We start from the raw sequence: 25,720 nt of genomic DNA, 5'->3' as shown, positions 1-25,720 counted from the left end.
ACAGGGCCGCTGGTTGGCGAAAACCCGTCGAACGGCTACGTTCCTGCCATGCACACCGTCGCCGTACTCGTCCTGGACCAGGTCATCCCGTCCGACTTCACCGTGCCGATCGACACCTTCGGCTGGGCCCGGCTGCCCGACGGCCGGGACGCCTACCGGGTGCGGGTGTGCGGGCCGGCGGGCGAGGTGACCGCGGCGGGCGGCGCGTTCACCGTGCGGGCGGCGTACGGGCTGGACGCGCTGGCCGAGGCGGACACGGTCATCGTGCCCGGCGTCGCGGACACCGCCTTCGTGCTGCCGCCCGAGGTCGCCGGGGCCCTGCACGCGGCGGCGGCGAACGGGACCCGGATCGCGTCGGTCTGCGTCGGGGCGTTCGTCCTCGCGGCCACCGGCCTGCTCGACGGCCTGCGCGCCACCACGCACTGGGCCGCGGCCGACGCCCTGGCCGCGCTGCACCCGCGCGTGGACGTCGACCCGAACGTCCTGTACGTCGACAACGGCCAGTTCCTGACCTCGGCGGGCGCGGCCGCGGCCATGGACATGTGCCTGCACATGGTCCGCCGGGACTACGGCTCGGCGGTCGCCGCGCACACCGCCCGGATGTCGGTGATGCCGCTGGAACGGGAGGGCGGCCAGGCCCAGTTCATCGTCCACGACCAGCCACCGGCCCCGGCCGGCGCCACCCTGGAGCCGCTGCTGGCCTGGCTGGAGGACAACTGCGGCCGCGACCTCACCCTGGACGAGGTCGCGGACCGGGCCGGCATGAGCACCCGTACCCTCAACCGCCGCTTCCGCGACCAGACCGGCACGACCCCGCTGCAGTGGCTGCACCGGGCCCGGGTGCGCAGGGCCCAGCACCTGCTGGAGACCACCGCCCACCCCGTCGAGCGCATCGCGGCCCAGTCGGGCTTCGGCTCCCCGACAGCCTTCCGGGAACGTTTCAGGAGGGTCGTCGGCACCAGCCCCCAGGCCTACCGCCGGGCCTTCCGTACCTCGGACGCCACCGCGGGCGCCGCCACAGGCACCACCACCGCAGCCGCCGCCACAGGCGCCACCGCGGGCGCCACTTCGGGCGCCTAGGCGACGGGGTTCAGGCGCGCCGGTCCGCGACGGCCCAGGACGCCAGCGCCACCGCCCCGGCCACCCCGAGCACGGACGGCCAGGCGCCGACCTTCTTGGCCAGCGGATGCGACCCCGCGAACGCGGCGACGTACGCGGCGGACAGTGCCCCGGCCGCCTTCCCGCCCGCCCGCTGCCGCCACTGCTGCGCGGCCGCGGCCCCGGCGACGGCCAGCACGGCTCCGCCCAGCGGCCGCTGCTTCGTCCACCGGGCCACGCCGTACCCTCCGACGAGCCCACCCGCGGCGATCACCGAACTGGGAACCCTGGCCATGCCTGTCTCCTTCTGCCGCCTTCGGTCCGGCTGCCGCCTTCGGTCCGGACCTCCCGAGGCTAGCCCGGCGCCGCCCGCATCCGGCGAACCTGAGTCGACCCCTGTCAACTCGGGTCGGCCCGACGCCGCCGGCGGGCCTAGGACCGCCACTGGGGGCTGAGCGCGATCGCGCGGAGCTGCTTCATGGTCAGGGCCGGGGCGGAACGGGTCGCGGCGGACTGCTGGGAGCCGGAGTTGAAGGCGCTGATCACCACGCGGAAGCCGTCGGCGCGCATGGTGTCGACGGTCCACATGACGACCCCGGCGCCGCCCTTCTCCCCGGGCTGCTTCCGCTCGGCGACCCTCGTCCCGTCGGCGAGGGTCTCGGACCCGGCCCCGAACAGCTGCTTCGCGACGTCGGACATGCCCGGCTGCACGTTGATCTGGACGAGGCTGCGCCCCTTGCCGTCGTCGACCACGACGTAGGTGAACTGGTCGTCGTCACCGCTCCCGTGCCCCACCACCTTCAGCCCCTTCGGGACGAGCGAGGCGAGAGTCTGCCGGATCGCCCTGCCTCCCCCCTGCGCCATGGGCGGTTCCTGGGTCTGCCGGGGGTCCTCGGGAATGGCGTCGACGACCCCGCGCCACTCCTGTGCGGCCGCCAGCTCCTTCAACTGGTCGACTGACAGCGGCGGTTCGTCCCGGCTGACCGGCAGGCCCTTCTCGGCCGGGGAGTTCCACTCGCTGATGGAGACGTGGTGGCCGTCCGGGGTGACGAGGTCCGCCGTCCAGAGCTTGGTGTCCACCCGCCGGTCGGGATACTCGTACCTCTTGACGACGGTGACGACGGACGCGTCGGGCATATGGCGGGTGACGCAACTGTCGTACGGGACATAGACCTTGTCCGGGCACAGGACGGCCTGCAGGGCGGCGTACCCGCCCGGCAGCACCCGGTTGACGGCGACGCTGACGGCGCCGGGGCCGCGCCCGTCGTCGAACACGACCTGCGCGTACGGCGCCACGAGCGGCTCGCTCGCGTCGACACCCCGCCCCTCCGCCCTGCCGAACTTCCCCTTGGGCAGCAGCTTCTCCAGGGTGCTGATCATCTCGTCCGAGGTGATGGCGCGGGCGGTGGGGGAGGACGTGGGGTGCGGGGTGGTGCGTACGGCGGAGGGGGGCCGCGGCTGTCCGGACGGCGACCCGCTCCAGGGCACCAGCAGCCCCCCGCCGACCCCGGCGAGCGCGACCCCGGCGGCGCCGCCCAGCACGGTCGTGCGGCGCCGCAGCCGTAGCCGCCGCCCCCGCACCGTACCGGCGGCGACGAGCGCGCCCCGGTCGGTGTCGAAGGTGTCGCCGGCGTCGTGCAGGGCGGCGGCGAGCCGCGCCTCGAAGGCGCGCTCACTGCTGCCGTCGCCGTCGCTGTAGCTGTCGTTGTGCTGCTGCTCCACGGGCATGACGAACCACCGTCTCCACAAGGTCGATGTCAGGGGCGGGCGTATTCGGCGAGGTCCTCGCCCAGCAGCTCGCGCAACCGCCCGAGGGCGCGCACGCACCGCGTACGGACGGCGGCCGAGCTCATGTTGAGCGCGTCCGCGGTCTCGTGCACCGACCGGTCCTCCCAGTACCGCAGGACGACGACGGCCCGGTCCTTGGCGGGCAGCCGTGCCAGCGCGTCGAGGAGGGTCAGCCGCAGGGAGGGATCGGTGCCGCCGGTATCGGCACCGGTGTCGGCCAGTTCGGGAAACGTGTCCCTGGCCCGCTCCCTGCTGCTGAACCGCCGCCGGTGGGCGAGGAAGGTCCGGGTGAGGACGGTCTGCGCGTACCCGGCGGGGTTGTCGGCGCGGGAGACCCGGCCCCAGCGGACGTAGATCCGCCCGAGGGCCTCCTGCACCAGGTCCTCCGCGAGGTGGGTGTCCCCGGCGGTGAGCAGGCAGGCGGACCGGTACAGATGCCCGGCCCGCGCCGCGGCGAACTCGGCATAGTCCTCCCCAGCTCTCAGACTCATCCGCAAGCTCCCCCGCTCCCCGTCCCCGTCGCCGTCCCCGGCGCTCCGCCGCTCACCTCATTGATGCGGTGGGCCGGGGTAAATGTTTCAAAGGATTCTCAGGGGAAGTTCACGGGTCGCGGCCTATCGTCAATTACGGATTGACGATGAGGGATCGTCAACTTAAAATTGACGCATGAGCCCACTCGACATCAGTCTTGCCGACCTGATCGCCCGACTCGACGAGGAACTCCCCGAAGCCGGTGCACTGGCCCGCGTCAGCGAGGCCCGGCTGCGCGCCCAGACCCTGTCCGACCTCGGTGACCAGCTCATCGACCACTACGTCAGCAAGGCCAAGCAGACCGGCGCGTCGTGGACCGAGATCGGTGACGCCATCGGTGTGTCCAAGCAGGCCGCCCAGCAGCGCCACACGCCCGCCGCGTTCGAGCGGTTCACCAACCTGAACCGGCACAGCATCGTGCTGGCCCAGGAGGCCGCCCGGACGCACAAGCACGACTTGATCGGCACCGAACACCTCCTGCTCGGCCTGCTCGGTGAACCACAGGGCCTGGCGTACGAGGTGCTGGTGGCGAAGACCGGGTCGGAGCAGCGCGTCCGCGACGCGGTCCAGGAGGCGCTGCCGCCGGCCGGGAAGAAGGCACCGCGAGGTCACATCGCGTTCCGGGAGGAGAGCAAGGAGGCCATCGGCCAGGCCCGCCGCGCGTCCGCCGACCTCGGTCACGACTGGGTCGGCACGGAGCACACGCTCCTGGGCCTGGTCCGCGTCGCGCAGAGCCCGGCCGCGCGGATCCTGCGCGACCTCGGCTTCACGTCGGAGGAACTCCACGAGACCGTCAAGACCGAGATCACCCGGCGGCTCGCCGCGCGCGACGGCCGCTGAACGAGTGGTGCCCAGGAGGCCGGAACCTCCTGGGCACACAAGCACGCGCGTGTGTCGGCGTGCGGCCGACGGGCCGACGGGCCGCGAGGCGTTTGCAGCCGTCAGCCGTCAGCCGTCAGCCGTCAGCCGTCAGCCGTCAGCCGTCGGCCGTCAGCCGTCGGTCGCTGTGACGTCCGCGGCGTACACGAGGGCGACCCGGTGGTTGTACTGGATGGTGTACATCGCCTTGCCGCCGGTGACGACCGTGCCGCTGGACGGGAAGAAGTCGTCCGTGAGGGACGGCGCCGTGGTGGCCACGTACGCCTGACCGGCCGGGACGGTGTACATGCTCAGCGCGGCCTGCGTCGACGGCGACAGACCCGCGGGGTACTCGGCGGCGTCCGGGTAACTGGACCCGTACACCGCCACCGCCGAGTCGCCGGCCGCCGAGATCACCTTCACGCCGTGGGCGGGCGCGGTGTTGCAGCCGTGCGGGTTGTAGAACCACACCTTCGAGCCGCTGTACCAGACGGCCGTCCAGTCGCCGTCCTGGTCGGCGACCACGAACTGCTGCCCCGCCGCGGCCGTGCTGCCCCAGTCGTTGATCCGGTCGGTGCCGGCCGCGCCGGGGTGCAGCGCCTGGTCCCCGAAGAGGGGCGCGGTGTCGCTGGGCGCGGTGCGCAGGTAGACGAAGTCCGACGCCTGCTGCGTCTCGGTGCAGGCGGTGGTGGCGCCGGTCGGGTCGTCGGAGGGGCAGATCTGCACGGTCTGGAGGTTCTTCTCGAACCGGGGAGCGATGGTCACCACCGAGCCGACGGGACCGACCCCGTGCCGCCCGGTGTGCACTCCGAGCAGGTCCATGAGGTGGTTCCAGTCCCAGGACGGGCCCGGGTCCCAGTGCATGCCGGAGACGAGGGACGACTTCGGCCCGGCGACGTTGTCGTGGCCGATGATGTGCTCGCGGTCCAGCGGTATGCCGAACCGGTCGGCGAGGTACTTCACGAGGTCGGCCGTGGCCTCGTACTGCGCCTCGGTGTACCAGGTGGCACCGTGCGCGGCGTAGCCCTCGTGCTCGATGCCGATCGAGTGCATGTTGGTGGAGTAGTTGCCCGCGTGGAAGGCGAGGTCCTTCGTCGGCACCATCTGCGTCACCGCGCCGTCCGAGGACCGCATGACGTAGTGCGCGGCGGACCCGCCCGGCTGCGTGAAGAGGTTTACGGCGGCGTCGTACGACGTCTCCGTGTCGTGGATGACGATGCTGTCGATCCGGATGCCGTTGGCGGGCCGGTTGGAGACCTGCCCGTTGGACGCCGACGCCGGCACGAACGTACAGGCGACGGTGGCCGGGCACTCGGTGCCGGTGTCCGCCGCGGACTTCAGGTCCAGAGCCTTCAACTGCGCGGTGGCCGGGTCGACATCGCTGTCGGCCGCCAGCGTCACGTGGGCGCCGTCGGCCGTGGTGCGCCCGGCCCCCTTCTTGATGGTGGCGAACACGCGCCCGGCGAAGGAGGCGGCGCCCTGCCGCTCGGTGGCCTGGCTGTAACGGGCCACGGCCCCGTACCAGTTGCCGGGATCGGCGGAGGCCTTCGTGCCGGACCCGGTCACGTCCTCCTGGTAGGAGGCGAGCAGCGCCGCACCCCCACGGATGTTGGCCGCCGGATCGGTGCGCAGCTCCGCCACCGACAGCCCGGTCAGCTTGGCGGCGGCCTGGAGGGTGTGCAGCGCCGGCGCGGCGGCGAGCTTCGCCAACTCCCCGCGCCCCGCGGCCCCCGCGTCGCCGCCGGCCATCATCGCGGGCGTGACGTCCGTGAGATGCATCGGCCCGTACCCGCCGTCGGTGCTGTGCTGCCCGGCATGCGTGTCCCAGGCCGACTCCTGGTACGCCACGGCCAGCAGCACCTGACGCGGCACGTGGTACGCGTCGGCGGCGGCCGTGAACTCCTGCTGCAGCGTGCTGTTCACGGCGCCCGCGGCCGTACCCGCGGCCGCCCCGGCGGCCAGCGCCGGCACCGGCACACCCGCCCCGCCCAGCACGGCGAGCGCGGCAACGGCGGTCAGCGCGGCCGGACGGCGACGCTTCGACGCGTCTGCGCGTCTGGAATTGCTTGAACTCATGAAAAGTCCCCGGACCTCGGAGGATCAGATGGCGGAATGGAGGATGCGTACGACGGGCCATCGGTTCATCGACCGCCCCGGTACGCACACGGCCCCGCGCCCTACGCGGGGCTCCGTCCGTCGACGCCTGAAAGTGGATGATCCCCCTCAGGGCGAACGTGCGTCAACTGCCGTCGAAAACGGGGTACTTGTGTATGTGGAGCTGTGGTGAAGGGCGTCACCCGGCGGGCGACGTTTCCGTGAACACCACGTCCGCGACGGGTGCCGCCTGCCTTCTCGGGCCCCTCGACAGGAACCGGCCCGGGCCAACCCCTGCCAACCCCTGCCAACCCCTGCCGGCCCGGCCCGCCCGGCCCGCCCGGCATGAGACAGTCGGGCACAACCGGTCACCGAGCCCCGCCGAAGAGAAGAGCATCATGAGAGCGCTGCCCGCCGTCACCGACCGCAAAGAGTTCGACGCCCTGGTCGTCAGGACCGACTACGAGGACGACCGAGCCTGGCAGGACGTGACGGCGGAGCTGCTGGCGCCCTGGGGAGACGGCGCGTACGAGGCATGCGTCCACTTCGTCGACGACCCGGCCTGGGCGGACGCGGCCGCCGCCGAGATACTTCCCGCGGTCTCCGCCGACGAGAACCTCGCCGTGGTGTTCCTGGCCGACCGCACGACCATGCGGACCGGGAGCCACCCGCTGCTCGCGGTCACCACCCTCACCCGCGAGGAATGCGTGGACGACGAGGACTACGAGCAACTGACCGAGTTCGGCACCGAGTTCCGTACCGTCCCGGCAGGCGTCCACGACATCCACGCGAACCTGAGCATCGGCAACCTGGGCTTCGAGGAGTACGCGGCGTGGGCCCACGACGACGGCGAGGGCGTCTACCGGTCCTTCTGAGGCGAACTGCCCGAGCACCCCGCCGACGGCGTCAGGACCAGGTCCACGCCTGGTTGCCGTTGCCGGCGCAGCTCCACGCCTGGATCCGCTGGCCGTCCTGGCCGGACGTGGCGGCCTCCGCGTCCAGGCAGAAGCCGTCCGGAAGACTGACCAGGGCCTGACCCCCGTCCGGCCCCGAGGCGCCGAGCCTCCACCGCTGTCCGGGCAGCCCGTCGCAGGCCCTGCCGTGGATTCCGTGGCCGTTCTGGCCGGAGCCGGCGCTGTCGGCCTCCAGACACAGGCGGCTGCCCCGGTTGACGACGATGTACTGCGCGTCCCGCCCCGGAACGGCGTACAGCGCCCACTTCTGTTTGGCGACGTCCGCGCACTCCCAGATCCGGACGTCCGTGCCGTCCGCACCGGCACCGAGGCAGCGGGGGCCCGGCGCGCCGTTGATGATCTCGGTCACGGTGACCGCGCCGGACCGCACCGGACCGCGCGGGCCGTAGAGCAGCCTCTTGGTCTCCGGGCCGACCTTGCCGTCGACATCGGTTCCCGTCGCGGTCTGGAAGGCCTTGACGGCGGCGCGGGTCACGGCGTCGAAGTCCCCGTCGACCGGGACGTACAGCCCGTGGGCGTTGAGCAGGCTCTGCAGGAGGGTGACGCACGCGGCCGAGGTCCCGGCGGCGATCTCGTCGGGACAGGGCGCGGACCGCAGGTCCGAGACCGGGGGGTGCTGCGACGGCGCCTTCGTCGAGCCGGCGGCCGTCGGCTCCTTGCTCGTCGAGGCCGTCGCGGAAGGGGAGCCCGACGCGGAGCCCGACGCGGACGGGGTGCCGGGCGGCGCGGCCGGATCGCCGGTCGCGGAGAGGGCGGACGGCGGCACGGAACCGGCGGCCGCGGGACCGCCCCGCCCGGACAGCACCGCCACGGTGACGCCGCCGCCGATCAGGACGGCAGTCGCCGCCACCGCTCCCACCAGTGCCCTTCCGCGCTTGCGACGGCCCTCGGCCGTGCCGGGCACGGTGGCCGGTCCGACGGGCGGATGCGTCGGCGGCGGCACGGCGGCGAACGCCCCGCCCGCAGACCGAGCCCCGCCGGTCGCGCCGGTCGCGCCCGTCCCGCGCACCCCGCCACTCCCGCGCGATGCCCGCGCCGGTCGGGTCGGCCGCGGCGGTCGGGTCGGCCGCGCCGGCCGGGTCGGTGCGGGGACCGGTGCCGCGAGCTGATGCCCGATGGCCGTCCGGAACACCTCGTCCGGTGCGGGCCGGGACTCGGGATCCTTGTCCAGACAGGCGCGCACGAACGCGCCCAGCTCCGGATCCGCGGCCGTCACCTTGCCGAGGACCTCCTCCCGGGGCGGGTCGAAGGCGACCCGGTGCAGGACGTCGACCCCCGTCCCCTCGCCGAACGGCGGTGTCCCCGCGACCGCGTACGCCAGGGTGGAGGCCAGCGAGAAGACGTCGGACGCGGCCGTCACCTCGACGCCCCGGACCTGTTCCGGGGACATGAAGGCGGGCGTGCCCACGTTCTGGCCCGTGACGGTGATCGAGGTGGCGTCGGTGGCCTGGACGATCCCGAAGTCGATGACGCGGGCCCCGTCGGCCGCCAGGATCACGTTGGACGGCTTGAGGTCGCGGTGGACGATGCCCTGCCGCCACACCGCCTCGACCGCCCGCGCCAGGTCCGCCACCAGCCGCCAGGCGGCCTCCGCGGCCATCGGCCCGCGCGCGTCGACGGCCTCGGCGAGTGTGGGCCCCGGTATGTACTCGGTCGCCACCCACAGCAGATCCCCGTCGGTGCCGCTGCCCAACAACCGTGCGGTGTGCGCTCCTTGGACCCGCCCCAGGGCGCTGACCTCGCGGTCGAACCGCTTGCGGAAGAGCGGATCCTCCGCGTACTCGGGCCGCACCACCTTGACGGCGGCCCGCCCCGCACCTCCACCGGCGTCCCGGCCCAGATAGACCCGTCCCATCGCACCGCTGCCCAGCACCGAGACCAGCACGTACGGGCCGACCCGCACGGGATCGCTCTTCCGCAACGGGACCGGAGGGGGCGGTTCCATACCGGCCGCCGCGTAGGCCATCGCATCGGACCCGCTGCGGTAGTGGTCAGGCATGGCAATCCAGGTCTCTCGCGTGCCGCATGAGATCGCGAGAATAACGCAACAACCCTTCGACAAAGCCCTGTTGCCCTCGATCCTGCCCGTGCGGTCAGAGCCGATCCCACGAGCCCGGCCCCGACCCCGACCCCGGCCGACGAGAGCCGGCACCGACACGGCCGTCCCGCAGGGGCCTCGGACATACGAGACCCTCCACGCCGCTTGCCTTCTCGTGATCCCTGCGCGTCAATGTGGCCGACATCCGACGCGACGTCGGGAACGCGAGTCCTCCACAAGGGGAGTGATCATGAGACGCAGCAAAGGGAAGTTACGCACCGCGGTGATCGCCACCGCCTCCGCCGCACTGCTGGCCGGCACCGTGGCACTGGCTCCCGGGGCGAGTGCCGTGACACCGACCTGGGCCTCGGCCTCCTTCGACTGCGGAACCCTCGGGTCGTCCCCCGCCGATTTCATTGCCACCCAGAACGGCACCGACGCGACGATCACCGTCGAGCTGCCCTCGCTGACCGTCCCCATCGCCGTCCCGGCGTTCTCCGTCCCCGCCACCCTGGTGCTCGTCGACACCAGCACCTGGACCTCGACCACCTTCACCGGAGACCTGAACCCGTACATGGCCGCGGGCGACCCTCTCTACCTGGGCTGGCTCCAGGGCACGGTCACCCCCGGAAGCACCCTGGACGCCATCGCCGGCAGGCTGACGTTCACGCTGTACGGCGTCACGTTCACCTGCCACCCGACCAGCTTCCTGTTCCCCGCACCCTTCCAGTTCTGAGCACCTTCCGCGGCGGCGGGACGACCTGGGCGGCGCTGCGGTGGCGGCGGTTTCCCGGTCTGCCGTACACGGCAGGCCTCAGAGCTTGGGCTCCACGGGAAACGGCAGCTTGTCCGCCCAACTCCCCAGCGCCGCGACCGCGATCTCAGGGCTCGTCGCTGTCGGCATCGGGCTCAAGACCTGGGCAACTCAAGTCCGGGCATCTGCGGATTCGACAATTGCTGCTTGCCACCGCTCACCCGCAGCCGGAACAGATCGGCTTCAGGCCGACCGGCAGCGTCGAAGGCGTCGACGACTCTCTCAATACGCTCCCACAACCGCACAGGCCCGGCCTCCCGTACCTCCCACCCACCGTCGCGCGGGGTGAGCGACGTGGCAGAGCCATGGACGACGTCGACCAGATGCACGACCTTCCCCACCGTGGTCATCTGGGCGTAGGGCACCGCGCATTGGGCGAGGAAGCGCAGATGGAACGCCTCCGGAGTGGCTGCTGTGATCCGCTCCGGCCCGTACCGCGCCGCCCTAGCCCTCTCCGGCAGCCCCGCTGCCCAGTGGGCGGGGTTCCCGAAGGCCGGAGCGGCGTGGGCCCGAACCGACATGAAGGAGATGGTGCCCGGCAGCAGCGGCCCCTCCGCGCTACCGTCTTCGGCGACCGTGAGAAGCACGCGCGCATAGCCGTACAACCAGCCGGACAGCGTGAGCAGAATCTTTCCGCCCGGCCGGGTCTGCGCGATGAGCGTGTCCGGCACGGAACGGAAGGAACAGGCGGCCACGATCCGATCGAAGCGAGCCTCAGGCCAATAGCCGTACCGTCCGTCCGCCAGAGCCAGGGTTGGCGTGTAGCCGCAGCTGTACAGGGCGTCGGCCGCCCCCGCCAGCCGGTCCGGATCGACGTCGATACTCGTGGACCTGGCCACTGTCGAGGCGACTTCCGGAAACCCGGAGCAGGCCTGTGAGTACGCGGGCAGGGCCCTCGATCAGCTGGCGGTCACCTGGTACGCGACCGGCATGGACCGGGTGCGAGAGGTACGCCGGGCACTCGCTCCTCACCAGGCCGAGCGTTGCGTACGAGACCTCGACGACCGTCTGTACGACTGGTCGACGACCCTCAGCGCACTGGGCCGTTGAACTGCTGGACTAGTTCGGAGAGTTCGAGCAGCCCCTCGATCCGGAAGGTCGGCAGCTCCCTGGCCGCCGGTTCGCTCCACTGGATGGTGGCCCAAGGCCCGCGGCGCACGAGGGCGGTGTGCATGCCGGCCTGCCGGGCGGGACGGATGTCGTTGTCGCAGCGGTCCCCGACGTACAGGATCTCGTCCACGTCGAACGGCACGGCATCGCCGACCCGCTTGAAGAACTCCGGGTCGGGCTTACTGGCCCCCCAGTCGTCCGACGTACCGATCAGATCGACGTCGTCGGAGAACAGCTCCCGCAGAATCCGACCTGCCCGGACGGTCTGGTTCCCGGCGATCCCGAGCCAGAGCCCGCCCGCCCGGAGAGCGGCAAGCGCGGGCCTGACGTCCGGGTAGAGATCCTCCTCCCCGAAGGACTCCGGCTGCCCGGCAGCGGCCCGCTTCTCCCGCTCTTCGTAGAGGTCGAACCCGGGCCGGAACTCCTGGAAGAGCTCCCGGTAGTCCCGTCCTTGCGCGATCACGGCTCCGAACATCGCGTGGAAGGTGTGACGCGGCACGCCTAGCCAGTCGGCCCAGGTCCCGTACTCCAGGGTCTCGTCTACCAGGCACTCACCTACGTCGAAGACGACTGCGCGGATCATGGAGGAAGAGTATCGGGGTGCAGTTCGACTGGCCTCTGCAGGACACCGAAATTCGGTGCCGCTAGGCGAGCACGGGGCAATCTACGCAACGGAAGCCTCGTGACCTGCCGTTCGAGATCGTGGGGTTGTCGAACTCGGAGAATCCGCCGCTGTCGTTTCGATACACGATGCCAATCCCGTGTTCGGCGAGAAGGTCCCGGAGATCTTCACGGGGAAGTGATGGCGTCAATACCATGAAGTGGAGGGATTGATCGTGGACGAGTTCCCTCATGTAGTGCCGAGCGTTGAGGAGTTGAGCAAGAGCCTGATTGATGGACTCGCTTGCTGCGCTGGCCGTCGGCTCGTATACCGTGTTGTTTGTTTGGTTGTAGAGGTCGAACGAAAGTTGAGACGTCGAGTTCCGCATCGATAGTTCGAGTTGAACGAGGGGGTGCCCGGCTGCAGTTTCGCGCTCTTCGAAGGCTTCCGCTAGATCATCGCGGGCTGCTTCTATCTGGGTAGCGTAGGTTGGCTGCTGGCGTTGCCGTCGCTGCCGCCGGTATGCCCGATCGCGGCGTCCGCCGGTCCGATTGAATCGAAATCTAGAAGTGGGAGTTGGCTGCAGAGTGTCGGAAGTCTCCCGAATGAAAGAGCCGATGGGGCGTAAGCGGAAGACGATGACGCTGCGATCCTGACTTAGTTCATCCTTGGCTTCGCGTATCTCGAATGGCGTGCGTTCGTCAAGTCTAAACCTCCCTATATATCTATGTGTGCGAGTGTCGCTACCTGGCACCTTGCCTACAGCTATGAAAAGGTGCAGGGTGCGCCCCTTGCTCGCATGGTCGAGGATTGCGGCGTTCCCGCCGTTGAGGGTTTGGTCGCCCTGCTTCCCGGCTCCGGTGTACGTGAATATGGGGCCGATGTCGTCATCTTCGGCGAGCCATCCGTCGCGATACCCGTAGCGCTCACCGATCTTGCTGTCGGAAAACAGCAGAACGTTCCTTTTCTCCGCTGCTGGGCAGATTCCGGCGTAGCCACTGCCGCCGAGTACGGGATGGATTTGCGCGCGTGTGAGGATGGCGCCGGGCTGAAACCCTGGTGTGGGTGTTGTCATGAGTCGAGGCTAATGGTTCTCGCGCACACGGTGTGCCGGGAGCGATCGAGGTTGCTTCGAGAGGCGTTGTGGTGGCAGGTGGGTACGGGCGAGGATGGTGCAATGAGTGACGCAATAGGCACCGTCGTCTCGGGCGTTATCGCCTTCGCAGCCGCAGTCATTGGGGCTGTGATCGCTGGCAGGTATGCCAAGCGTGGAGCGGAAGTCGGCGGACGTAATGCAGTTGAGGCTGCGCTGGCACAGGTGCATGGGCAGGCGGCGGCAGAGCACTGGCAGTGGGTGCGTAGCCAGCGGCATCAGTCCTACGCGGCCCTCATTGCGGCTTATGCGGCTCTAGATGATGTATTCGCCCGTATTACACCTGAAATCCTTAATGGGCAGGGGCTCGATGGAACGACAAGTCGCGAGGTGCATGAGCGAACGCTGGAACTCCAAGCCAAAACCAGCCTATTGGCGCTGTGGGGGCCAGATGAGGCTAATTCGTTGGCCTATGCGCTCACCGAAAAGTCAGTGGAGGCGACGCGTACCTTGCTGCATATGAGGAACGCGAGTTCCTCGAGCCCGGGTGCGGGTTGGGCCATGTTTGGTCGGGTTAGGGGTGAGATGGTGGAGGCTTATGCCAGCTTCCTCCAGCGGGCCGGTGAGATTGTCCGTGATCCCCGGCAACCGGTCAGCTAGCGGTTTTCTGACTCTATGCGGGCTAGGGTCTGTATGAAGCCCTGCCATGCAGCGTTGTTCACTATGAGCTGCGGTCCCAAGGCAACCTTGGAGTCGCGTACTGCGATTGCCTTGGCGAGTGCTGCCACTTCGAGGCACTCGCCCCCCATGCCGTTGCTATAGCTACTTTTGCGCCACTGGGTGTTGGACGATGACATCATCGGGAATGCTCCTCCAAGAGTCTAGTGATCAGTAGGGCTGAACGTTGAGGGCTGAGCGCCAGGGCCCTTAGGTGATCAAACGCCTTCGCGTAAAGGGCCACATCCTCGCGTTCTTCGAGGTATACCGAATCGGTGAGCCCCTCTCGGTAGACCAAATCGGGGTCCTCATGCTCTGGGAATCCGAGGATCGTGTATGACCCGGTGGTGGGATAGGCGCCCGCATCGAACGGCAGGATCTGAACGGTCACGTTCTTCAACTTGCTGATTTCCAGCATACGTTCGAGCTGACGGATCATGACCTGCCGGCTGCCGACGACGTGCTCCAGCGCACTCTGATGGACAACGGCCCATAGGTCGGGCGCGCCCTCGCCGGTGAGTAGCTCCTGGCGGCGCATCCGGACGTCGACCATGCGCTGAACGTCCTCCGAAGTGTGGTCCACCCATGCGCGGCACTGCTCGGCCGCGTACTCGGCTGTTTGCAGTAGGCCTGGAACGAACTCTGCTTGATAGCTGCGCAAGTTGGAGACGGCCTGCTCTAGGCCGACATACACGGAGAACCACGCCGGGATCGCATCGCTTTGGGCGTGCCACCACCCCTTTGTCTTGGAGCTTCTGGCAAGCGACTTCAGGAGATCGCGTAGCTCCTCAGGGGTCGCGTAGAAGCGGCAGAGCGCATCGACATCTGAGGCTTGGACGCGCCCCTGGCCTGTCTCCATGCGGCTGACCTTGGAACTGCTCCAGTCCAGCTCTTTGCCCACCTGGCTACAGGTGAGGCCGCTCTCCTCGCGCAGCCGCTTGAGCTCGATCGCAAGTCGGCGACGGCGAGCCGTGGGGGATCCGGCCATGTCAACTCCTCGTGGGTTAGCGGAACATCCATCCCATCGGAAGAGGTGCGAAAGACCAATCACCCTAACGAAGGAATCCCTTCGTGCACGTTGCAGGAAGGGATTCCCCGCTGCGAATCTGTCACTGGGAGTCATCGTGAAGTGTCAGTGCGCAACGGTGCGTGTGGAAGGTGAGCAATGGCGATCTACGTAAGCGGGCCTGCCGCACGGGAGCCCTGGCGGCACGAGTTCACTGCCCAGTCGAAGGAAATCACCCAGTTGAGGCGGATGGTGAGGCTCCGGCTCCTCCTGTGGGGGCTGCGTGATCACGTAGACATGGCACAGATTTGCGTATCGGAGCTGGCGACCAACGTCATTCAGCATGTCGGCGAGGGCACACCCGCAACGCTGCGCATGGAACTCAGTGGGCCGCATCTACGCCTGGAGGTTGAGGATCCCGATCCGCGGGCGTTGCCCACACTGCTAGCTGCCAGCGATGTCCTGGAGTCGGGGCGGGGAATGGCGTTGGTCGACGCGGTGACCGACCACCGGTGGGGCGTGGTCCTTCGTGGCGAAACGAAGGTGGTGTGGTGTGAGCTCGCGGTGGGAGCCTCCGCCGACTCTCGGCCGACTAACGGTCCGCGCATCATGCAGGCTGCGGCGATCCTCGAACAGTACGGATCTCGGCCGCTTCGGAGCGGTGGAGACATGGCTGGAGGCGCAGGTCTGTTGAGTCTGGCGGTGGCAGAAGAAGCCGCCATCGCGGTCATGACCGACGTGATGCATTGGTTGCGTGCACACGGCCATGACCCCGACGACGTACTCGACCGGGCCCAGCATCACTTTGAGTCTGAGATCGGTAAACCCTTGTGAGGGCCGTTGATCCTGCTAACCGGCGGCGATGGCAGAGTACGACCACACATCCGCAGGCAACTCGTGGTGCAACTGCCAAGTGATGGCCATGGGTTTGCTGCCCTCATGTCGGACATATGTCGCAGGTCCAAGCAGCATCCACGGTTGGGCTTTGCCGATGTCGGTGTCCTTGTAGCGCCGCATGAACAGCAGCACGTGGCTTCCGCGCTGAGCGTGCTGCTGGTAACGCAGTCCAGTGGGTGAGGTGTCCGCGGTCGTGCTCTGGGACTCCCAGTGGAAGAGAGCAGGGCTCAACGCATAGTCCTTGTACCGGACGGTGGGGGAGAAGTCCTTCTCGTTCTTCTCGAGAGTGATCAGCAGAGCGTCCGTCTGGTTGGGTTCGTCCCACAGGACGCCCTGGGCGAAGGACCCAGGCATCTGCCCGCCAAGGCGAGCGACGCCAAGCGCGGCCAGAATCTCGGAGCGGTTGTACGCGCTGTGGACCTTCAGCGGGATGTGCGCGTGCGGACCCTCCAGGGGGATGGGGAAATGGTCGGCATAGCCCATTACGTGGTTGAGTACCTGGCGCAGTTCGCTACGGAGGGCCCGCTGCTCGCGAAGTGAATCAAGGCCCTCAGCGTAGGAGTTGAAACCACCGGCCTTGTCCCAGAGGTTAAAGAAGAGCATGCGCGCGTACGCAGCGTCCCTCGGATTCAGAGCCTCGTACGACGGGGCGTCATCGCTCAGTAGACGGGTATACGCCTCGGCCCGCTCAAGGTCGTCGACGTGCAGGAATGCATGCACGCGCTTCAACAGGTCTTCCTCGTCCACCTGTTCAGGTAGATCGGCCAGGCCGGCGCGGCGCAAGACGGACGTCCATGAGTTGCTCGACTTGTACAACTCCTTGATCTCGCGGCGACTCTCCCTGAGATAGTCGGCAAGGAACGGCGTGTTGAAGGCCCTGACCTCCTTGGCAAGGGTCTGGACGGTCGCCTTGAGCTGTGTACGGATGTTCTCCAGTACGAGGTCCTTGGACTTGCCCTCAAGGATGATCTGGCAACCGGACGGCAGCAGAGGAAAGTCATGCTCAGCGTGCTCAAGAAGTCGGTTGCGCGACAGGTTCGTCATCGCACGGAACTGCTCCTCAAAGCGGAACTCGGCGCGATGCTGGCCGATGAAGTCAAGCACGGTGAGTACGGGCTTATCGGGCGTGCGGCGCAGGCCTCGGCCGAGTTGCTGAAGGAAGACCGTGGCGCTGTTTGTTGGACGCAGAAGCAGCAGCGTGTCGACGTCAGGGATGTCCAAGCCCTCGTTGAACAGGTCTACGGAGAAGATGACCTGGATCTCTCCGGTCTTGAGCTCGGACAGGATTCGGTCACGGACCTCGGGCTTCGACTCGCTGTCCAAGGCCGCAGCCTTGAACCCTGCTTCCTGGAAGCACTTCGCCATGAAGTGAGCGTGCTTCCTGGTGACGCAAAAGCCGAGCGCCCGCATCTGCGACGGGTCGGACACCTTGTCCCGCACCTGCTTGATGACGATGCGGGCCCTGAAATGGTCGGCGGAGAACAAGTCGCCGAGCTGGCTCTGGTCGTACGATCCCGAACGCCAGTTGAGGCGGGTGAGGTCCGTACCGTCAGGCACACCGAAGTAGTGGAACGGGCAGAGAAGGTCGTTGTCGAGCGCCTCCCACAGTCGCATCTCGGCGGCGATCCTGCCCTCGAAGAACTCATCCTGCACGTTGAGCCCGTCGGCACGCTCAGGAGTGGCGGTCAGACCGAGGAGTTGCTTCGGTTTGAAGTGGTTGAGGACGCGGCGATATGTCGTAGCCGTAGCGTGATGGAACTCGTCGACGACGATGATGTCGAAGTGTTCCGGGTCGAACTGCTCGAGTCTCTGGTCGGTAAGGGACTGGACGCTCGCGAAGACGTGCTCCCAGTCGCGCGGCAGCTCGCCACTGAAGAGGGGTTCGCCGAACGACGCATTGTCGAGCACTTCGCGGTACTTGCGTAGTGACTGCTTCAGGATCTCTTTGCGGTGTGCCACAAAGAGCAGCCGCGGGTACTGCTTGTTGCCCCACTGCTTATGCAGAGAGCGGTAGTCAAGGGCGGCCATGACGGTCTTGCCTGTGCCGGTCGCCGCGACCAGCAGGTTGTGGTGGTGGCCGCGGACCTCACGCTCGACGCGCAGTCGTTCCAACATGTCGGCCTGGTGCGGATACGGCCGAACCTCAAGGCCCGAGAGGCTGATCTTGGAGTCCTGGCTGGGCACCGAACCACCCGCCACGCCCAGAGCTTCGTCCAACTTGCGGGCGTCGCGATCCGGGTCATAAGCCTCAAAGGCGATGTCATTCCAGTACGAGTCGAAGCTGGCCTCGAACTTGGTCAACACGGCCGGTGTGGCGACGGACGACAGGCGGACGTTCCACTCCAAGCCGTCAAGAAGCGCGGCCTTGGAGAGGTTGGAACTGCCCACGTACGCGGTGTCGAAGCCGCTGTTGCGGCGGAACAGCCAAGCCTTAGCGTGCAGGCGCGTCGAGCGAGTCTCATAGTTGACCTTCACTTCCGCGCCGAAGTCACGGACGAGGCGATCGAGGGCGTGCCGGTCGGTGGCACCCATATACGTCGTGGTGATGACACGAATAGGCACGCCACGCTGGGCAGCCTCGCGGAGGGAACTCTCCAGAACACGAATGCCGTACCACTTCACGAACGCGCACAGCAGGTCAATGCGGTCCGCCGTGGCCAACTCGGCGCGCAGTTCGCTCCCGAGGCTCGGATCCTCGGGGGAGTTGGTGATGAGCGCGGTTTCGGACAGTGGTGTAAGCGGTCGTATCGCGTAGACGCCTGGGGCTTCCCTCTCGGCGAGAGCCAGGAGCTGGCGGGGACCCTCGGCTACTAGGTCGACAGCGTCACTGGCTCCGAACTCGGCAGAGCTGGCGGCAAGGGATTCGATGATTTGGTTGGCTACGGCGACGCGTTTGTCATGCGGCAACTGGCTGAGTCGTCGTCCTATAGCCCGGCTGATGTGTCGGGCGAGTACATGGGGTGACGATTCCTCGCTGACCTCGTCATCGATGGCCCTCCAACCAGCAGCACTCAGCTGCTCCATCTGCTCTTGCACGCGCCGGGTGACGAGTTCCTCGTAAACACCCGCGACAGGCTGAGACAGGTCCCCCGGCTGAGCCACGCTGATTCCCCAATCCCTCATGCACAGCAATGACTCTGTTGTAGCAGGTGACGCTGACAGTCCCGAGGGAAGACTTCGGATTCTCTGAAGTTGCCGCTGGGCCGCCCGCTTCTTGGCCATTGTCGCGCCTCCGCTCCCCGCCTCAAGGGCGCTCCCGCTCCGCGTCCGCGTCGGCTGGCGCCGATGGCCCTTCGGGCCACCCTTGACCCGGGTCGCTCCAGCACGGGGTGGAAGCGAGCGGGCGGCCCGGGAAAGTGGGCGGCTTGCTGGGGTGGGCCGAAGGGGTCGGCTGCGTTCCGGGGCGTGGTTGGGGCGCGTCGGGTGCGTGGGGGCACGCCGGGTCGTCTTGGCGGGTGCGGAGGGTGGCTTAAGAGCCGTGGCAGGCGTCGTACGTCTGCTCCAGCCCGCACCAGCAGTCCGACGCCCGCTGCGGCGGCCAAGCCACCGCCCGCCCCCGTGCCGCCAGTGTCGTTGCGTACTGCGGGAGCAGGGTGGTGTCGGACGGGGACGCGCCCTCCGAGGCGGCGAAGGCCTCGTAGGAGGGGACCGTGCCTGTGACGATGCCCAGGTTTCCGGTGCCGGAGACGGAAAGTTCGCGCAGCGAGGACTCTATGGTCGAGAGGTGTCCGGAGTGGGACGGGTACTCCGTGGCCAGGTCGGGGTACGCCGACAGGAGCTCCGTCAGTTCGGGCGCCGGCCAGTGCAGGACCGCCACCGGGAAGGGGCGGGAGAGGGCCTCGCGGTAGGTGCCGAGTTCGGCGCGCAGGCGGGAGATCTCCGCCTCCAGCTCCGCCGGGTTGTCCGAGCCCAGGGACCAGACGCGCTTGGGGTCGTGGAGTTCGTCCAGGGAGACGGGGGAGGAGTGGAGGGTGTCGGCGACGGCGTCCCAGTCGTCGTGGGGGAGGCCGAGCATGCGGCGGACCCGGTGGCGGCCGAAGAGGAGGGGGTGGGTGGCGTACGGGGGTTCGGCCACGTCCGTCAGGAGGAGGGTCGCCGCCTCCGTGAACGTGTCGTGGGCCGCTTCCAGCTCGTCGTGGGATTCCAGGGATTCGGCGACGATCACCCAGGGTCCCGGGTCCCGGGGGGCCGTGGTGCGGATGCCCTCGATGATGGCCCTGGCCTCTGCCTCGTGGTCGTACTCCCACAGGTTCGACGCCTTGAGGGCCCGGACGAGGGGGGCGTCCTCAAGGGTGTCCGGGGTGGCGAGGAGGCGGTCGTAGAGCGCGGTGGCGGCGGGGCGGTCGTCGGCCAGTTCCAGGTGGGCCGCGGCCTGGAGGAGGAGGGCTTCGGCGTCCTCGGGGTAGCGGTCGGCGGTCCGCTCCAGGCGTGCCGCTTCGGCGGTGTGGTCGACGTTCTCGGCAGGCGTGTCGGGGCGCATGAACGACACGGTACTGCCCGGCGGTGACAAAGAAGAGATAGGGATGGGGGGTAGTCGGTGCAGTCGATGCAGTCGGTGGTGAGGGGAGTCGTTCGGTGCAGTTCGAGTTCGATGGGTGTGTCGTGGAGTGGCGGGGGCCTGCTCCGTACTACTTCGTGCCGGTGCCGGCGGAGGAGTGCGAGGAGGTGCGGGCCGTGGCGGGCATGGCCTCGTACGGGTGGGGGGTCGTGCCCGTTGAAGTGACCTTGGGTGGAGTGGTGTTCGAGACGTCCTTGTTTCCCAGGGGCGGGGGGTATCTGCTGCCGTTGAAGAGTGCAGTGCGGAAGGCGCAGGGGGTGGAGGCGGGGGACGAGGTGCGGGTGGAGATGCGGGTGCGGCTCGGGTAGTCGTACAGCGGTGGCGGGGGCGCGCGCGGTGAGCGCGTGCCCCCGCCACCGGGTCGGGGCGTTCCGGGTCAGATCGTGACGCCGTCGATCTGGAGGGTCTGGACCGCCTTCGCCGCCACCGACACCGCGACCGTCTTCCCGGACAGGTAGGTGTCCGAGTACGACTTGTACGCGTCGCCGCCCGTCGTCACCGTGTTCCAGCGGGGGACCAGGCCGCTGGTGCCGCCGGTCACCGTCGTGAAGCCGGAGAGGTTGAAGGTGAAGGTCTGGGCGGAGGTGGCGGTGTTCAACGCCACTATCACCAGGCGTTTGGCCGAGCTGTCGTAGGCGGCCACGGCGTTGCTCACGCCGGTGTCCAGGATCTTCATGCCGGGGCGGATGTGGCGGCTGAACTGGGCCATCACGTAGTACTTGGTGGTGACCGCGCCGGCCGCCAGGGTGTCCGCGTCGTACGCGATCATCGCCCAGTTCGTGGACGGGTCCATGACCTGCCAGTAGACCCAGGCGGTGGGGTGCAGCCAGCGGAAGTCGTAGAGCAGGTTGAAGGCCATGGTGTAGCCGGTGCCGTCGTTGTCGCCGGTCTCGGAGTTCCAGAGGGCCTTGCCGGCCGTCGTGACGACGTCGGTGTAGAGGAGGTCGCGGCGGCCGCCCGAACCCTGGTAGCCGTGGACGTTGACGCGGTCCACGTAGCCCTTCGTGGTGGAGGAGAAGGCGCTCCAGGTGGTGCGGGCCAGGTCGTAGCTCGTCTCGTCCGATGCCGAGATCTTGGTGGCCGTCAGGCCTCGGCTGTTCAACTCGCTGCGGAGGTAGGGGAGTACGGCCGCCTGGACCGTCGAGTCGATGTGGCAGCCCTCCTGCGTGCCCGTCGCCGTCCACCAGGAGGAGGACGGTTCGTTGAAGGCCTCCACCGTCGCGAAGTTCACGCCCCAGTTGTTCTTGGCGTAGAGGGCCACGGAGGCGAGGTGGGAGGCGTGCTGGCGGTAGTTCCAGGACTGGAGGTTGTTGCCGCCGTCGGCGGCGCCGGACGGGTTGTGGTTGTAACACATCCACCACATGGGGGAGTTGGCGAACAGCTCGGCCGTCGCGCCGCGGTTCACCGCCTTCACGAGCATCGCGCGCTGGGTGGCGTCGGCGGTCCAGTCCCAGGCCGAGGAGGTGGGGTCCTCGTTGTTCCAGTCCTGCCAGTAGCCCTCGATCTGTTTGAAGGAGGGGATGTTGGCGGAGGCGACCATCGATTCGCCGTTCACGCTGTTCCAGCTGCTCGCGCCCAGGTTGTAGCGGGCGATGTTCAGGCCGAGGCCGGGCAGCGACGTGCTGTTGTACGTCGTCGACTTGGTGGTGAAGAAGATGTCGGCGAAGTCGTCGCGGGTGCCGAAGACGTTGCCCCACCAGGCCAGCGAGGTGCCCCAGCCCTCCCAGGTGCCGTACGAGGTGGACGGGCTGACGGCGATCGTGGCGTCGGCGTGGGCCGTGCCGGTCGCCAGGGCGCTGCCCAGGAGGCCGCCGCCCGCGGCGGCCAGGAGTGTTCTGCGTCGGATCATGGCTGTTTCTCAACCTCTCCGTGCGGCTCAAACACCGGTTCCCGGACCGGCGTCGACTCGTCCCCCCGCATGCCAACAGGAAGCATCGGGTGTGGTGTGTGAGGTTGTCGAGGGGTGTGACAGCGGTTTCTGACAGTGGTTTCTAAAACCCGTGGAGGAAGAGGTGGGGGAAGCGGTGGGGAAGCGGTGGGGGAAGAGGCCGTGGGGTGGTGCGGTGACGGGACGCCGTGCGGCTCTGGTGAGTTGGCGACGACCGCTTTATCGTGCGGGACCGGCCGGAGGCCGGCGGGAGGTGCGCGGTGCGGGTCGTGGGGCACGGTGAGCGGCGGTGGCGGGCCCGGTGTCGGCGGGTGCTGTGGACCGGGGGTGAACTCCTCGTCACGGTGGGCGTGGTGCTCATGCTCCTGGTCGTGCACCAGCTGTGGTGGACCAATCGGGAGGCGAAGCAGGGGGCCGAGCGGAAGGTGGCGGCCCTGGAACGGGAGTGGGGCGGTGGCGGGGCGGCGAACGGCTCCGGGGGATCGGGGGGTGGGGGGAACGGGGGTTCCGGTGCGGCGGGGGCCTCGTCGTCCGCCGGCTCCGGCGGGGCGCGGACGTCGTACACCACGCGTGTCGTCGCCTCCCAGGCGTACGCGATCCTCGTCATCCCGCGGCTCGGGCTCCGGGTCCCGGTCGCCGAGGGCGTCAGCAAGCCGAAGGTGCTCAACCACGGGTACGTCGGCCACTACCCCGGCACCCAGCAGCCGGGCCAGGCCGGGAACTTCGCGCTCGCCGGGCACCGCAACACCCACGGCGAGCCGTTCCGCTATCTACCGAGGCTCCGGCGCGGGGACCCGGTCGAGGTCGAGACGGAGTCGGCGACCTACACGTACGTCGTGGACCAGATCCTGCCGCAGACGTCGGCGCGTGACTCGGGGGTCGTACGGCCCGTACCGCGGTCGATCGTGAAGCCGTCGTACGGGTACAAGGCGCCGGGGTACTACATCACGCTCACCACCTGCACGCCGGAGTTCACGTCCCGGTACCGGATGGTGGTGTGGGGGAAGCTGGTGTCGACGCGGCCGCGGGCATAGGGCGGGGAACGCGGTTCCGGTGATTCGTGCGCCTATCCGAGGGGCTTCCGGACGTGCCGCGAGCGGCAGACGCGCTACCGGGGATATGTCCGTTTCGAGAGAGGTGGCCCGGGCGGCCTCGGGATCCGTGAGGAGAGCGCTATGTACGCAGTGGTTCGGCGGTACGAAGGGGTGACGGACCCCGCCGAGGCGGGACGCCGGGTGGACGAGGGGTTCGTCCCCCTCCTCCGCCAGGTCCCCGGCTTCGTGGCCTACTACTGGGTCGACGCCGGGGACGGAGTGATGCTCTCCACCAGCGTCTACGAGGACCGGTCCGGGGCCGAGGAGTCGGTCAGGAGGGCGGCGGACTTCGTGCGGGACCAGCTCGCCTCGCTGCTCCCCAATCCGCCTCAGGTCACGGCCGGCCAGGTGGTGGCTGCCGGGTAGCGAGCTCCGGGGTGGGGGGGAGGGGAGCCGAACCGGCGCGGTCCCGGTGCCGTCCGGCACCGGACGGCCGGGGCACCGCACCGGCTCACGCCCGCTCGCGCAACCCCACCTCTCCCGCCGCCCCCAGCACCGCCACTCCCGCCGCCCCCAGCACCGCCACCCCCGCGGACACGGCCATCGCCACGTCCGCGCCGTGCGCCAGACCGCTGCCGGACGACGTGGCGACGGCGATGGTCAGGGCCACGCCCGCGCAGGAGCCGATGTAGCGGAAGGTCTGCTGGGCGCCCGAGCCCATCGCCGCGCGGGCGGCGGGGACCGACTCCACCGCCTGGAGGGGGAGGGCGGCGTTGAGGAGGCCGCTGCCGGCGCCGCCCAGGACCAGGCCCGGCAGCAGGCGGGGCCAGGAGCCCGCGTCCAGGGCGCCCAGCATGGTCAGCGCGCCGGCCGCGTGCAGCAGGAAACCGGCGGCGAGTTGCAGGCGGGGTGAGACCCGGCCCGCGAGGCGCTTCGCCTGCAGGGCCACCGCGAAGGACAGGCCGGACCAGAGCAGGAACAGCCATGCCGTGTCCATCGCGGACATCCCCAGCGTCCGCTGGAGCACCGCCGGGAGGTAGCTGAACAGGCCTATCACCGTCAGGCCGGTGACCAGGCCGCTGAGGGAGGAGACCAGGAAGCGGGGGGTGCGGAAGAGGGCCAGGTCGATCATCGGGGTGGCGGCGAAGCGGCGCTCGATCAGGGTGAAGACGCCCAGGAGGACGACCGTCGCCGCCAGCGGCAGGGCCACCGGTGCGCGCAGCCAGCCGTCCCGGCCCAGGGTGAGTGCCGCCACCAGGGAGACCAGCGCGAGGCCGAAGGCCACGGCTCCTGCGACGTCCGGGCGGCCGCCGCGCGGTGAGCGGGACTCCGTCAGGGCGCGGAAGGAGACTCCGGCGACCAGGAGGGCGGCCGCGCCCAGTACGGCGTACGCCACCCGCCAGCTGGGCATCGCGCCGGCGACCAGCGGTCCGAGGGCGATGCCGCCGCTCACGAACGCGCCCCACACGCCCGTCGCGTGCAGTCGGCCGCGCGCGCTCGGGAAGGCGGCCACCAGCAGGCCCAGGCTGCTCGCCAGGATCGCCGCGCTCGCCGCGCCCTGCGCCACCCGGGCCAGGGTGAAGGCCCAGGTGGAGGTCGTCAGGCCGCCCAGGGCGGTGGTCAGGCCGAGGGCGAGGGTGCCGGCGAGGAAGACGCGGCGGCGGCCGTAGTCGTCGGCCAGGCTGCCGGCCACCAGGAGGAGGGCGGCGAGGCCGAGCGGGGTGCCGTTCAGCAGCCAGGCCTGCGCCGAGAGGGGGGTGTGCAGGGCGGCGGCGGTGTTCGGGAGCGTGACCACCGGGGCGGTGTACGTCATCAGGGCCACGGCGGTCGCGGCGCTGGTGAGGGCCAGGGTGGGGCGTCCGCTCCGGGCGGGGGCGGCCGCGGGAGTCTCGGTGGCGGCTGCGGAAGTTCCGGTGGTGGCCGCGGAAGTCCCGGGGACGACGGGTGACGGGCTCGCACGCTTGATGGTTCGTTCATTGAACCTTGTCATGGGAGTACCGTAGCACCGTTGGTTCGTTCACTGAACCTTGACAGGGAAACTGGCTAAGGTGGCCCCATGGCACTGGGCAAGGACTACGTGACACAGGAGTGCTCGGTCGCCCGCGCACTGGAGGTCGTCGGCGAGCGCTGGACCCTGCTCGTCATCCGCGACGCGCTCTACGGCGTCCGGCGGTACAACGACTTCCTCGTCCACCTCGGCATCCCGCGCGCCGTCCTGTCGGCCCGTCTGAAGACGCTCACCGAGGAGGGGGTCCTGGAGAAGCGCCGGTACCAGGAGTCGCCGCCCCGGGACGAGTACGTCATCACCGAGCGCGGCACGGAACTCTGGCCCGTCCTGCGCACCCTCGCCGTCTGGGGGCGCGAACACCTCATGGACCGCCGGCTGCGCTACTTCCGGCACGTGGCGTGCGGGACCGAACTCGGCTCGTACGGTGAATGTCCCGCCTGCGGAACCGTCGTACCCGTCGGGGACGTTGTCATTGAGCCGGGCCCGGGGCTCGACCCCGATCCGGCGGACCCGGTCAGCCGGGCGCTCCTCAAGCCCAAGAGGCTCCTGGAGCCGCTGGAGACGGATCGTGCGTAAAGCGGATCATGATCATGTATAAACGGCAGTGAGACGG

Annotated in this window: 23 protein-coding genes and 2 pseudogenes; 11 read left to right on the top strand and 14 right to left on the bottom strand. The window is 69.1% G+C overall.

All coding sequences use genetic code 11. From position 1 onward, the window contains the following. The first annotated feature begins 48 nt into the window (after positions 1–48). Entirely contained in the window at positions 49–1,080 is a 1,032-nt protein-coding gene (locus tag ACFZB3_RS16215) for a helix-turn-helix domain-containing protein (protein WP_391375639.1), read from the top strand. A 10-nt stretch (positions 1,081–1,090) separates the two neighbouring features. On the opposite strand, the gene ACFZB3_RS16210 is transcribed toward ACFZB3_RS16215, so the two are convergent. From ACFZB3_RS16210 to ACFZB3_RS16200, 3 genes are all read right to left on the bottom strand, one after another. Continuing rightward, positions 1,091–1,393, bottom strand: a complete 303-nt coding sequence (locus ACFZB3_RS16210; RefSeq protein WP_382722215.1) for a hypothetical protein — start codon at positions 1,391–1,393, stop codon at positions 1,091–1,093. A 137-nt stretch (positions 1,394–1,530) separates the two neighbouring features. Next, entirely contained in the window at positions 1,531–2,826 is a 1,296-nt protein-coding gene (locus ACFZB3_RS16205) for a hypothetical protein (protein WP_391375635.1), read from the bottom strand. A gap of 29 nt (positions 2,827–2,855) precedes the next feature. After that, positions 2,856–3,377, bottom strand: a complete 522-nt coding sequence (locus ACFZB3_RS16200) for a SigE family RNA polymerase sigma factor (protein WP_391375632.1) — start codon at positions 3,375–3,377, stop codon at positions 2,856–2,858. Positions 3,378–3,552: 175 nt separating this feature from the next. Here ACFZB3_RS16200 and ACFZB3_RS16195 point away from each other — a divergent pair, with 175 nt between their 5' ends. Next, complete coding sequence (locus tag ACFZB3_RS16195; RefSeq protein ID WP_391375629.1) at positions 3,553–4,257, top strand: Clp protease N-terminal domain-containing protein; 705 nt, start codon at positions 3,553–3,555, stop codon at positions 4,255–4,257. Between the two features lie 150 nt (positions 4,258–4,407). Here ACFZB3_RS16195 and ACFZB3_RS16190 read toward each other — a convergent pair whose 3' ends face one another. Further along, positions 4,408–6,351: an N-acetylmuramoyl-L-alanine amidase gene (locus tag ACFZB3_RS16190; protein WP_391375626.1), complete on the bottom strand. Its 1,944-nt coding sequence runs from the start codon at positions 6,349–6,351 to the stop codon at positions 4,408–4,410. 416 nt (positions 6,352–6,767) lie between these two features. Between ACFZB3_RS16190 and ACFZB3_RS16185 the strand changes: the two genes are divergently transcribed. Next, positions 6,768–7,244: a DUF6924 domain-containing protein gene (locus tag ACFZB3_RS16185; protein WP_391375623.1), complete on the top strand. Its 477-nt coding sequence runs from the start codon at positions 6,768–6,770 to the stop codon at positions 7,242–7,244. 31 nt (positions 7,245–7,275) lie between these two features. Here the strand turns inward: ACFZB3_RS16185 and ACFZB3_RS16180 are convergent, their stop codons facing one another. Further along, on the bottom strand, positions 7,276–9,342 hold the full coding sequence (locus ACFZB3_RS16180; protein ID WP_391375620.1) for a protein kinase: 2,067 nt from the start codon (positions 9,340–9,342) through the stop codon (positions 7,276–7,278). Positions 9,343–9,631: 289 nt separating this feature from the next. On the opposite strand from ACFZB3_RS16180, the gene ACFZB3_RS16175 reads away from it, so the two are divergent. Further along, complete coding sequence (locus tag ACFZB3_RS16175; protein ID WP_391375617.1) at positions 9,632–10,117, top strand: hypothetical protein; 486 nt, start codon at positions 9,632–9,634, stop codon at positions 10,115–10,117. A gap of 173 nt (positions 10,118–10,290) precedes the next feature. Here the strand turns inward: ACFZB3_RS16175 and ACFZB3_RS16170 are convergent. Continuing rightward, a pseudogene (locus ACFZB3_RS16170) lies at positions 10,291–11,022 on the bottom strand (SAM-dependent methyltransferase); the annotation flags it as partial. Between ACFZB3_RS16170 and ACFZB3_RS16165 the strand changes: the two are divergent. Further along, positions 11,015–11,245, top strand: a pseudogene (locus tag ACFZB3_RS16165) (transcriptional regulator); the annotation flags it as partial. The pseudogenes ACFZB3_RS16170 and ACFZB3_RS16165 sit on opposite strands and share 8 nt — an antisense overlap. On the opposite strand, the gene ACFZB3_RS16160 reads toward ACFZB3_RS16165, so the two are convergent. Then, positions 11,226–11,888 carry an HAD-IA family hydrolase gene (locus ACFZB3_RS16160; protein ID WP_391375614.1) on the bottom strand — a complete coding sequence of 221 codons (663 nt, stop codon included), beginning with the start codon at positions 11,886–11,888 and terminating at the stop codon, positions 11,226–11,228. The pseudogene ACFZB3_RS16165 and the gene ACFZB3_RS16160 overlap by 20 nt on opposite strands. A 61-nt stretch (positions 11,889–11,949) precedes the next feature. Continuing rightward, entirely contained in the window at positions 11,950–12,981 is a 1,032-nt protein-coding gene (locus tag ACFZB3_RS16155; protein WP_391375611.1) for a hypothetical protein, read from the bottom strand. Positions 12,982–13,083: 102 nt separating this feature from the next. Here ACFZB3_RS16155 and ACFZB3_RS16150 point away from each other — a divergent pair, with 102 nt between their 5' ends. Further along, a complete protein-coding gene (locus tag ACFZB3_RS16150) occupies positions 13,084–13,659 on the top strand; it encodes a hypothetical protein (protein ID WP_391375608.1) in 576 nt (191 codons plus the stop codon). Here the strand turns inward: ACFZB3_RS16150 and ACFZB3_RS16145 are convergent. Next, a complete protein-coding gene (locus ACFZB3_RS16145; protein ID WP_391375834.1) occupies positions 13,656–13,856 on the bottom strand; it encodes a DUF397 domain-containing protein in 201 nt (66 codons plus the stop codon). The two genes, ACFZB3_RS16150 and ACFZB3_RS16145, sit on opposite strands and share 4 nt — an antisense overlap. Beyond that, positions 13,856–14,704 (bottom strand): Scr1 family TA system antitoxin-like transcriptional regulator, encoded by an 849-nt coding sequence (locus ACFZB3_RS16140; RefSeq protein WP_391375605.1) that lies wholly within the window; start codon positions 14,702–14,704, stop codon positions 13,856–13,858. Before ACFZB3_RS16140 ends, ACFZB3_RS16145 begins: the two co-directional genes overlap by 1 nt. A 177-nt stretch (positions 14,705–14,881) precedes the next feature. Here ACFZB3_RS16140 and ACFZB3_RS16135 point away from each other — a divergent pair, with 177 nt between their 5' ends. Beyond that, positions 14,882–15,556, top strand: coding sequence for an ATP-binding protein (locus ACFZB3_RS16135; RefSeq protein ID WP_391375597.1), 675 nt, complete (start codon positions 14,882–14,884; stop codon positions 15,554–15,556). A gap of 15 nt (positions 15,557–15,571) precedes the next feature. Here ACFZB3_RS16135 and ACFZB3_RS16130 read toward each other — a convergent pair whose 3' ends face one another. Continuing rightward, positions 15,572–18,742 carry a DUF3427 domain-containing protein gene (locus tag ACFZB3_RS16130; protein WP_391375594.1) on the bottom strand — a complete coding sequence of 1,057 codons (3,171 nt, stop codon included), beginning with the start codon at positions 18,740–18,742 and terminating at the stop codon, positions 15,572–15,574. A 346-nt stretch (positions 18,743–19,088) separates the two neighbouring features. Continuing rightward, complete coding sequence (locus ACFZB3_RS16125; protein WP_391375592.1) at positions 19,089–20,099, bottom strand: hypothetical protein; 1,011 nt, start codon at positions 20,097–20,099, stop codon at positions 19,089–19,091. 95 nt (positions 20,100–20,194) lie between these two features. Between ACFZB3_RS16125 and ACFZB3_RS16120 the strand changes: the two genes are divergently transcribed. After that, positions 20,195–20,485, top strand: a complete 291-nt coding sequence (locus tag ACFZB3_RS16120) for a DUF1905 domain-containing protein (protein ID WP_391375590.1) — start codon at positions 20,195–20,197, stop codon at positions 20,483–20,485. Positions 20,486–20,553: 68 nt separating this feature from the next. On the opposite strand, the gene ACFZB3_RS16115 is transcribed toward ACFZB3_RS16120, so the two are convergent. Then, complete coding sequence (locus ACFZB3_RS16115; RefSeq protein ID WP_391375588.1) at positions 20,554–22,026, bottom strand: beta-1,6-galactanase; 1,473 nt, start codon at positions 22,024–22,026, stop codon at positions 20,554–20,556. A gap of 350 nt (positions 22,027–22,376) precedes the next feature. Here ACFZB3_RS16115 and ACFZB3_RS16110 point away from each other — a divergent pair, with 350 nt between their 5' ends. Further along, positions 22,377–23,099 carry a class E sortase gene (locus ACFZB3_RS16110; RefSeq protein WP_391375585.1) on the top strand — a complete coding sequence of 241 codons (723 nt, stop codon included), beginning with the start codon at positions 22,377–22,379 and terminating at the stop codon, positions 23,097–23,099. Between the two features lie 141 nt (positions 23,100–23,240). Further along, complete coding sequence (locus ACFZB3_RS16105) at positions 23,241–23,525, top strand: hypothetical protein (protein ID WP_391375582.1); 285 nt, start codon at positions 23,241–23,243, stop codon at positions 23,523–23,525. An 85-nt stretch (positions 23,526–23,610) separates the two neighbouring features. Here the strand turns inward: ACFZB3_RS16105 and ACFZB3_RS16100 are convergent, their stop codons facing one another. Then, on the bottom strand, positions 23,611–25,089 hold the full coding sequence (locus ACFZB3_RS16100) for an MFS transporter (protein ID WP_391375580.1): 1,479 nt from the start codon (positions 25,087–25,089) through the stop codon (positions 23,611–23,613). 66 nt (positions 25,090–25,155) lie between these two features. Between ACFZB3_RS16100 and ACFZB3_RS16095 the strand changes: the two genes are divergently transcribed. Continuing rightward, a complete protein-coding gene (locus ACFZB3_RS16095; RefSeq protein ID WP_391375577.1) occupies positions 25,156–25,683 on the top strand; it encodes a winged helix-turn-helix transcriptional regulator in 528 nt (175 codons plus the stop codon). Positions 25,684–25,720 lie beyond the last annotated feature (37 nt).

Source organism: Streptomyces sp. NPDC008092 (assembly GCF_042957285.1).
GTDB lineage: Bacteria > Actinomycetota > Actinomycetes > Streptomycetales > Streptomycetaceae > Streptomyces.
The sequence above is the reverse complement of the archived record's forward strand: the minus strand, read 5'-3'. Positions and strand labels throughout refer to the sequence as shown.